The sequence below is a fragment of the Vibrio galatheae genome (genome assembly GCF_000967545.1).
GTDB lineage: Bacteria > Pseudomonadota > Gammaproteobacteria > Enterobacterales > Vibrionaceae > Vibrio > Vibrio galatheae.
The window spans coordinates 1-1,242 of the sequence record NZ_JXXV01000049.1 but is presented as its reverse complement, the minus strand read 5'-3'; the positions used below and the strand labels follow the sequence as shown (position 1 = coordinate 1,242).

The 1,242-nt window shown below is 41.5% G+C and carries 2 protein-coding genes; both read right to left on the bottom strand.

Annotation, left to right across the window (positions count from 1 at the left end; genetic code table 11):
• Positions 1–30: 30 nt before the first annotated feature.
• Positions 31–867, bottom strand: coding sequence for an IS3 family transposase (locus TW81_RS18650; protein ID WP_045957246.1), 837 nt, complete (start codon positions 865–867; stop codon positions 31–33).
• 11 nt (positions 868–878) lie between these two features.
• Positions 879–1,175 (bottom strand): transposase, encoded by a 297-nt coding sequence (locus TW81_RS18645; RefSeq protein WP_045957245.1) that lies wholly within the window; start codon positions 1,173–1,175, stop codon positions 879–881.
• Positions 1,176–1,242 lie beyond the last annotated feature (67 nt).

Here is a 1,242-nt window from a genome sequence, read left to right as displayed (position 1 = left end):
TGTAATGGTCAACTAAATTTGGAGACTGTTTTAGGCACTTTTTAGTAAATTCATCTCATATTGTACTGGGGAGATGTTGCCCAACTTGTGGTGTTTTCTTTTCTGATTATAAAATGGCTCAATGTAGTTGATTATATCTGCAATAGCTTGGCTTCTTGTCTCATAACGACGGTAGTTAACTCGTTCTGACTTGAGACTTCTAAAAAATCGCTCTGTTACTGCGTTATCCAAACAGTTTCCAGCACGGCTCATACTAGATTCAACACCAAACTCTTTTAGTGAGCTTTGATAAGCAGCACTCGTATACTGACACCCTTGATCGGAGTGAAAAACCACGTTACGACAAGCTCTTCGTTTTTGTACCGCCAGTCGCAATGCTCGAGTAGTCAGCTCGCTGTTTGGTTTATCAGAGAACGCCCAACTAATTACACGACGAGAGCATAAATCCATGATGATGGCGAGATATAACCAACCTTGTTGTGTTCGAATATAGGTGATATCACCCGACCAGTACGTGTTGAGCTGCTCAGGGTTAAATTGGCGATTTAGTTTATTAGGTGCAATAACTGATGCTACGCCGCCAGATGGATATCGATGTTGCTTTGGTCGTTTTGCCACTAAGTTAAGCTTCTTCATCCAACGACGAACCTTTTCAAGGCCAACTGAGAACCCCATATCCTGTAATTCAGATACCATCCGCCGCTTACCATAGGTCGCATCCATGTCGTTATGAATTTGCTGCATTGCGGCTTTTAATCGCACCATTTCAGCGTTAATAGCTTTGGGCTTTAAGCGATAATAAAATGAACTGGCTGCGAGTGTTAAACAACGGCAAATCTGTTGTACTGAGTAGCCTATCTTCTTCAGTTTTACCGCAACTATTTGTTTTTGTTCATTTCGATGGCGAAGAAGGCCGAAGCTTTTTTTAATAGTTCATTGTCACTTTGAAGTTGTTTGAGTTGCTTCTCTAACTCTTGAATCCTGAGCTGTTCTGGCGTCAAGGCCGTGACCTTAGGTGTAACTCCTGATAACTCTTGTCGATATTGTGTAACCCAACGTTGAATCGACGACAAACCAACGTTCATTGCTGCGGCAGCATCTTTGTGACTATTACCATGAGTGATAACTAGCTCAGCACACTCACGTTTGAATTCAGGCGTAATTTTTCTTGGCATTTTTAACCTCTTTAGTTGTATGAAATCATACCTCTAAACAGGTCTCCAATTTAAGTCTACCGTTACA